The 7,232-nt window shown below is 60.4% G+C and carries 4 protein-coding genes and 2 tRNA genes; 1 reads left to right on the top strand and 5 read right to left on the bottom strand.

The window, feature by feature from the left end; genetic code table 11:
- The first annotated feature begins 89 nt into the window (after nt 1–89).
- A complete protein-coding gene (locus ACERIT_RS15860; protein ID WP_373675829.1) occupies nt 90–3,107 on the top strand; it encodes a PAS domain S-box protein in 3,018 nt (1,005 codons plus the stop codon).
- Between the two features lie 160 nt (nt 3,108–3,267).
- On the opposite strand, the gene ACERIT_RS15865 is transcribed toward ACERIT_RS15860, so the two are convergent.
- The 5 genes from ACERIT_RS15865 to ACERIT_RS15885 all read right to left on the bottom strand — a co-directional run bounded on the left by ACERIT_RS15865 (nt 3,268) and on the right by ACERIT_RS15885 (nt 7,084).
- A tRNA-Glu gene (locus tag ACERIT_RS15865) sits at nt 3,268–3,342 on the bottom strand.
- Between the two features lie 283 nt (nt 3,343–3,625).
- Nucleotides 3,626–3,699: transfer RNA gene (locus tag ACERIT_RS15870), tRNA-Tyr, on the bottom strand.
- Nucleotides 3,700–3,808: 109 nt separating this feature from the next.
- Nucleotides 3,809–5,671 (bottom strand): DEAD/DEAH box helicase, encoded by a 1,863-nt coding sequence (locus ACERIT_RS15875; RefSeq protein WP_373675830.1) that lies wholly within the window; start codon nt 5,669–5,671, stop codon nt 3,809–3,811.
- Between the two features lie 97 nt (nt 5,672–5,768).
- Entirely contained in the window at nt 5,769–6,464 is a 696-nt protein-coding gene (locus ACERIT_RS15880; RefSeq protein ID WP_373675831.1) for a hypothetical protein, read from the bottom strand.
- A 59-nt stretch (nt 6,465–6,523) separates the two neighbouring features.
- Complete coding sequence (locus ACERIT_RS15885) at nt 6,524–7,084, bottom strand: TATA-box-binding protein (RefSeq protein WP_373675832.1); 561 nt, start codon at nt 7,082–7,084, stop codon at nt 6,524–6,526.
- Between the last annotated feature and the right edge of the window lie 148 nt (nt 7,085–7,232).

Below are 7,232 nucleotides of genomic sequence, written 5' to 3' on the forward strand. Positions count from 1 at the left end.
TTCTACGTCGAACTTCCCCGGGGAGGTGAGTGACCCATATCTTTTTTACCATGTCGGGTGCGTCTTCCAGCGTATAACCGGTACCGGCGATGAAAGAACCCATTCACATTCTATACGTCGGTCTTGACGAGGAACCGCGAGATCGGATTACCGACGCGCTCGAGGAGCGGCGTGACTCCATCGCCGTCGAGACGGCGGCGGATCCGGCCGAAACGATAGCTCACCTCGAGGAGCAATCGTTCGACTGCGTCGTTAGTTCCGGCACGCTCGCGGACGGAACGAGTGTCGAGTTACTTCGTACCGTTCGAAAGACGTTTCCAGCGCTCCCGTACGTTCTGTTCGTCGACGAACTGTCGGTGGAACTCATTAGCGAGGCGATCGACGCCGGCGCCACGGATTATCTGCCTCCGGTTCAGGAGGATGCACACTTCTCACTTCTTGCAGATCGGATTTTCGAGCTCGTGCAGCAGCATCGAGAGACCGAACGCACGGGCGAACTCGAACGAATTAATACCGTCGTTCGTGATCTCAACCGAGCACTCGTTCGCGCCTCGTCCACGGACGAGATCGATCGGCGTGTCTGTGAGGTCCTCAGTCGATCGGAGCCCTACGTGTTCGCCTGGATCGGCGAGCACGATCCCGAATCGGGGACGGTAACGAGGCGTGCTGCTGCCGGCATCGAGGATGGGTATCTCGAAGCGATCACCATTACGATCGACGGGGAAGCCACTGCACAGGGACCGACGGGGCGGGCCGTCCGTACCCACGAGATGCAAGTCATGCAGAACATCCCTGAGGATCCGGCGTATGAACCGTGGCGCGAACAGGCCCTCGAACGCGGATATCGATCGAGCGCCGCCATCCCCCTCGTGTACGACGGGACCCTTTATGGCGTGTTGAACGTCTATGCGGACCGCACCAACGCGTTCGACGCCGACGAACAGGCGCTACTCGAGGAACTCGGCGATACCATCGCCTACGCCTACCACGACGTACGGGTCCATACGGAAGCGCGCCGCTTTCAGCGTGCAGTCGAGCAAGCCGCTGACGCCATATTCATCACTGACACGGAGGGAACTATCGAATACGTCAACCCAGCCTTCGAAGATCTCACGGGATACACCGCCTCGGAGGCGATCGGTCGGAATCCAAGAATCCTCAAATCGGGTGAACTACCCAGAGAATATTACGAAGGAATGTGGGAGACGATCCTCGGTGGAGAGATCTGGAAAAGCGAGATCGTCAACGCGAGGCGATCCGGTGAGCTGTACCACGCCGAGCAGACGGTCGCTCCGATCAACGATGACAAAGATACTATCGAGGGATTCGTCGCTATTCAACGCGACATAACCGAGCGGAAAGAACGGAGAAGCGAATTAGAGCGGTACGAGTATCTCTGGAACAATCTGCCCGTCGGCGTGGGTCGATTCGAGCCGGAGGGGGAGTATCCGTTCGTGATGGCGAATCCTCGTCTCGCCGAAATCGCGGGGGCACGATCGAAGGCGGCACTTCTCGATCGATCACTTCTGGAGTTGTGGCATGATGAACGGGAACTTGAAACGTTTCTCGAACGGATCGCCGATGAGAGACGAGCGACGACGAGAACGCAATTCGAGACGCTGGACGGGGAGCTGATTTGGGTCTCGGTGAGAGCCCTCTGTAACGAATCCGCCGGTGAACCCGTCGTCGACGTCGTCATACAGGACGTCACCCAGATCCGAGAAAAAGAGATATATCTCGAGGAGGCTCAGGAGGTGGCGAATATCGGCTGGTGGCAAAAGAACATCCCATCAGACCAGATCTATTGGTCCGAGCAGATCTACGATATGTGGGGTGTCGACGGTGACGTTGGTCTGATCGATCACGACACGTTTCTGTCGATCATTCACCCCGAGGATAGAGACGCCGTCGACGAACAGTGGGACGTTGCCAAGGAGGGTGGCCCCTACGACATCGAACATCGAATCATCACTCCTGATGGTGTGGTGAAATGGATGCGAGAAAAAGCAGAACTCACTTTCGACGAGTCTGGATCGCCTGTGAGCGCGATCGGGATCGTTCAGGACATCACGGAACGGAAACAGAGGGAGCAAGAACTCGAAGATCGAACCGAACAGTACGAGGCCGTTATCGAGAACGTCCACGATGGTCTCGTGATCGTCCAAGACGAGGTCATCCAGTTTGCGAACGCACGCATGTCCGAACTGACTGGCTATTCTCTCAGTGACATAATCGGTGGATCAATAACCGATCTCATCGGGGAGGACTACCGACAAACGGTCTTGGACCGCTATCGGACTCGACTCGAAGGGGGGGAGACGCCGACGGAAACCTACAAAATCGACCTCCGTCAACATGACGGCGATCTGCTCCCCGTCGAATTAAGCGTCGGGACGTTCGATTATGAGGGGCGACCGGCAGCAATCGCAGCCGTCAGGGACATCTCGGATCGAATCGAACGAACACAACAATTGCGCGTGATGGATCGGGTGTTGCGCCACAACCTGCGTAACGATATGACGACCATTCAAGGGAACGCAGAGGCGATCCGGACTGAAGTCGACAGCGTGGATGAAAAGGCGGAGAAGATCATCGACACGAGCCGTCAACTCATGCGAACCGTCGATAAAGAACGGGAGATCGTGGACGTCATCGCCGAACGCCCCGAGCGGACGGATATAGACGTTGTCGACGTCTGTCAACACGTTGTGGCTACCGCACACGAGAATCATCCGGAGGCCGCCATCGACCTCGATCATCCCGAGGAGGCATCCGCACTCGCAACCGAAAAGCTCGGGCGGGGTATTAGGGAACTGCTCGAAAACGCGATCGTTCACAACGAACGGGAGACGCCCGAGGTTTCACTCACCGTCGAATCGCGCGATGAAACGGTTCGAATCGAGATAGTTGATAACGGGCCGGGAATTCCGGAGGAGGAAGTCAACGTACTGACCCGACAATACGACGTCGAGCCCCTCTATCACGGCAGCGGGCTCGGACTATGGCTCGTCAACTGGATCGTCAAACAGTCCGGGGGAAGACTCGAATTCGAGGAACGCGATCCACGTGGCAGTATCGTCACGATCGAACTCCAGCGGTCGTTTTGAAGCAACCGTTGAACGCCAGCCATCGCCGGGAACCGATGTCGTCCCCGGGACGAGCAACGTAGTGCGTGACTGGTCGAAGAGTTGGATCCCGTTATTGCCGTTCTCCGCAATGCGATCCGGCAGGAATCGACATCGAAACCGCGAAAAGATCAGCCGTGGATGCTCCGACAGGGATTCGAACCCTGGTCATTGCCTCGAGAGGGCAATATGATTGGCCGGACTACACCATCGGAGCGTGTAGCACGTTCGTTTCGAACGCACTCGTCGGTATGGCGGACCGAATTAAAACAGTTCCGTTTCACGGCCCCCGTGTGGCACTTTGCCGTGTTCGATCCTCACGCCATGCGTATCTTTGACCGCCGCTCGTGTGTACTCCGATCTCCGGATACGTCCGGAGCGAGTGCTGGCCTCGATCCGGTCGATAGTGGCGTCGTCGAGGAGCGCTTGACGTCGACGTCACTTCACGGCTACACGACACCATAGCGGCAGCTTCGCGGACGAATCGGCGGAAAACGCGATCCGGACTCCCCGAATTGAACGGGGGACATGCCGATCTACAGTCGGCTGCTCTACCAGGCTGAGCTAAGTCCGGTACAACCATAATTAGGAGACGACCGGAACTTAAGGGTTCTCTTTTTCGCGTTCCCGTCCCTCGATGAGCCGGTCTCAGATCGATTCAGTTTCGGATCGCCGTGTTCGCCTCACTCGTCCGCGTTCGTCTCGCGGACCCGAATTCCCTTTCGGCCGAGATGATGCATCCGGCGCTGGGCGAACTCCTCCTCCTTGGAGCCACGCGTCGCAAGCACGTAGACGAGCGCCGAGCCGGCCGGCCGCATTGTTCTCCCGGCACGCTGTGTGCCCTGGCGTCGCGATCCGCCGAGGCCGGAGGCGACGATCGAAAGCCCCGCGTTCGGAAGATCGATCCCCTCGTCGCCGACCCGCGAGACGACGAGTGTTCGTCGGTCTCCCTCCCGGAACGCCTCGAAGAGTCGTTGTCGTTCGTGATGTGGCGTCTCGCCACTCACGAACCGCGTGTCGATCGCCTCCGCGATCGCCTCTCCCTGATCGAGGTACTCGACGAAGACGAGTGCCTTTCGGTCGGAATACCGCGACAACAGCGACCGGATGTCGTCGATCTTCGCGGGATTTTCCGCAGCCAGTCGGTATCTGTCTCGCCCGCTCGCGCTCGCGTATGCGTTGTGGGCAGTGTCATCGCGCCAGGGAACGTATCGGATCTCCACTTCGGGTTGCTGGACGAACCCCGCCTCGAACAGCGTGTCCCAGTCGGCACCGATCGGGGGACCGATCAGCGTGTAGATCTCCTCCTCGCTGCCGGTCTCGCGAACCGGCGTCGCCGAGAGGCCGAGCCGATGTTTTGCCTGAAGGTCCGCCGATCGCGAAAAGACCGGGCTGGGGATGTGGTGGGCCTCGTCGTAGACGATGAGTCCCCACTCCCGTGAGTCGAACAGGTGGCGATGTCTGTCCATTCCGGCCGTCTGATAGGTCGCGATCGTCACCGGTCGGATCGCCTTTTCCCCACCGTGATACTGGCCGATCACTGCCGGGTCCAGATCAGTGTGTGTCTCCAATTCGTCTCGCCACTGCTCGGCCAACTCGCGAGAGGGGACGAGGATCAGCGTCTCCCCGCCGACGGCCGCGATCGTTCCGAGTGCCGCCACGGTCTTGCCCGATCCCGGCGGTCCGACGAACACGCCCGATCGGTTCTCGAGGAACGTCTCGACCCACTCGCGCTGGTAGTCCCGAAGCTCCGTTTCCATTTCGACGTCGATCGGCTCGCCACCATCCAGATCTCGATCGTCCTCGACCGGGTACCCGGCCTCGTATAGTGATCGCTTGATGGCGGCGATCGCGGTTTCGTTCACCCACGCCTCCGTCTCCGAGATCGGTGCCCGGAGGTGATCCTCGTCGAGGTGGTCCTCCACTACCGTCCCCATCAGACTCTCGGTGGCCGCCTCCAGGACGACGTAGCCGTCCTCGTGGGTGGACAGCCGAAAGCGATGGGCGCGTTTCCACTGATCGGTTATCCACTCCTCGAGGGCGTCGTGTCGACCCGAACAGACGGAACGAAGACTCGAACGGAGTTCTTCGAGGCTCTCGAAGGGCGCGGCCCACACGTCTTCTCGCCGAATTCGGTAGAGGTATCCGCGTGTGTCCGGCTCGCCCGCCGAAGTGTCGACGAGGTGGGCGAACTGCGAGAGTCGAGCCCGGGTGTACTGCGTCGGTCTATCGACCACGATCTCTCGTCGATTCGCGAAGACGACCACGCGCTCTCGTGCGGCCGGGTCGCTCCACTCCGCGGGGTAGAATACCGCCGGATCGGCCTCGACGTTCGTCCGCGCGAGCGCTCCCTCCTCGACGCGTCGATCGAGCGCCTCCTTGGCGGCCGCCTGGGTCAGACCGGTCTCTCGGGCGACCTGTCGAGCGGCGAGGACGGGACGTTCGGCCGCCAGCAGCGCCTCGTAGAACTCCTCGGTCGTGACGTCCGGGACATCGTCGGATTCCGTCCGTGTCCGATCGCTGCCCTCGGGGTCTCCCGTATCCATCGACGGTACCAAGGGATCCGTGGGGAAATGTGTGCCGACTCGGGGGCCCGCCGGTGGGCGATCCGTCGTTTGACGCCGTAAGCGTCGTGGGGCGTCCTTACCGTCTTCGACACCGTCGGTTCGTCAGTGCCGATTTGGATCGGAACCGCCCGCCACAGTCCTCACAGACGACGGAGCGTTCCCCGGGAGACGTCTGTACGTGGTGGTTTCCGATCGTAAACGGTCGGGGAACGTCCCGCGGTCGAATTCGATCGGGGATCTGCTCGTTCCCGGCGTCGCTCAGATCGGTTCGAAGCCGGATCGTCTCGATGTCCGTTCCGTCGAACTCCGGTGTTCGACTCGCGATCTCCCGGTCGGCGATCTCGGTCCATCCCGTGACCACGACGGGTGATGGCGTCTCCGTGTCGCCGACGACGATCACGTACCGAATTCCGTCCTCGACGACCGCGAATCGCCATCCGTCGCTCGTGTTCCACCGCAGTTGTCCGCTCTCGATCGCCTCGTGGACGGCCTCGAAGGTGATATACCGTCCCGGCTGTCCGATCCGTTCGAGAACGTGGTCCGTGAGCGCGTACGACTCCGGATCGCGGATCGGCGGATCAGCGATCGACCGTCTCGACGACGAAGGGCGTGAGTTCGGATACCCAGTCGAGGAACCATCCCGTGCGCGTGCGCGATTCGCGTTTGATGGGTGAGTCGATGCCGGGGAGGTATCCCGCACCGCGGTTGCGGATCCCCGTGAGCCGACATCGGAAGCCTTGCCGGCTCCCGATCCGTATCGTCGGGTTGCCACTACGTTCCCGTTTGCGGTCTACTCACAAATGTATTGTGCCGCTCGTCGGCGTTTCCCGCCTACCCGAGCAGCCCGAGTCCTTCAATGCGTTCGACGATCTCCGCCACCGCGCCCTCGGCGTCGTCGGTGTGCTTTCCGCCCGTGATAACGATCTTTCCGCTTCCGAAGAGGAGAATGACGACGTCCGGGTCGTCCATCCGATAGACGAGCCCCGGGAACTGTTCGGGTTCGTACTCGACGTCCTCCAGCCCCAGCCCGATCGCGAGCGCGTTCAGGTTCAGGTTGTGACCGAGGTCGGCGCTCGAGACGATGTTTTGGACCGTTATCTCCGGGTCTTCCTCGACCGGAATGCTCAGATCGCGAAGCTTTTGGAAGATGATCCCGAGCGCCTCGTGGACGTCGTCGATGCTCTTTGCGCCCGTACAGACGATCTTCCCCGATCGGAAGATGAGTGCGGCCGCCTTCGGCTCTTGGGTGCGGTATACGAGCCCCGGGAAGTTATCCGGGTTGAAATCCGCACCCGGAAGGTCCTCCGCCAGCGCTTCGAGATCGAGCTCCTGCCCGATCCCCGTCGATGCCACCACGTTCTGAATCTCGATCGATTCTGCGGGGTTCGTCATCGTTCGCTTTTATATGCGGGCTCCCCCCTTATAAACGCCGGTGTTATAAAGAATCACGAGCACGATTCCAGTCGCCGACGGATGGTGTGCGGGCCCGTTCGTTTGGTACCCGGCCGATCCCGTTTCGTTGTTCCAGTGGATGGTGTGT

Origin of the sequence: Halopenitus sp. H-Gu1 (assembly GCF_041821145.1) — an archaeon.
Lineage (GTDB): Archaea > Halobacteriota > Halobacteria > Halobacteriales > Haloferacaceae > Halopenitus.

Coding starts and splice junctions, on each gene's coding strand:
- ACERIT_RS15860 (WP_373675829.1), top strand. CDS start 90: ATGAAAGAACCCATTCACATTCTATACGTCGGTCTTGACGAGGAACCG.
- ACERIT_RS15875 (WP_373675830.1), bottom strand. CDS start 5,671: ATGGATACGGGAGACCCCGAGGGCAGCGATCGGACACGGACGGAATCC.
- ACERIT_RS15885 (WP_373675832.1), bottom strand. CDS start 7,084: ATGACGAACCCCGCAGAATCGATCGAGATTCAGAACGTGGTGGCATCG.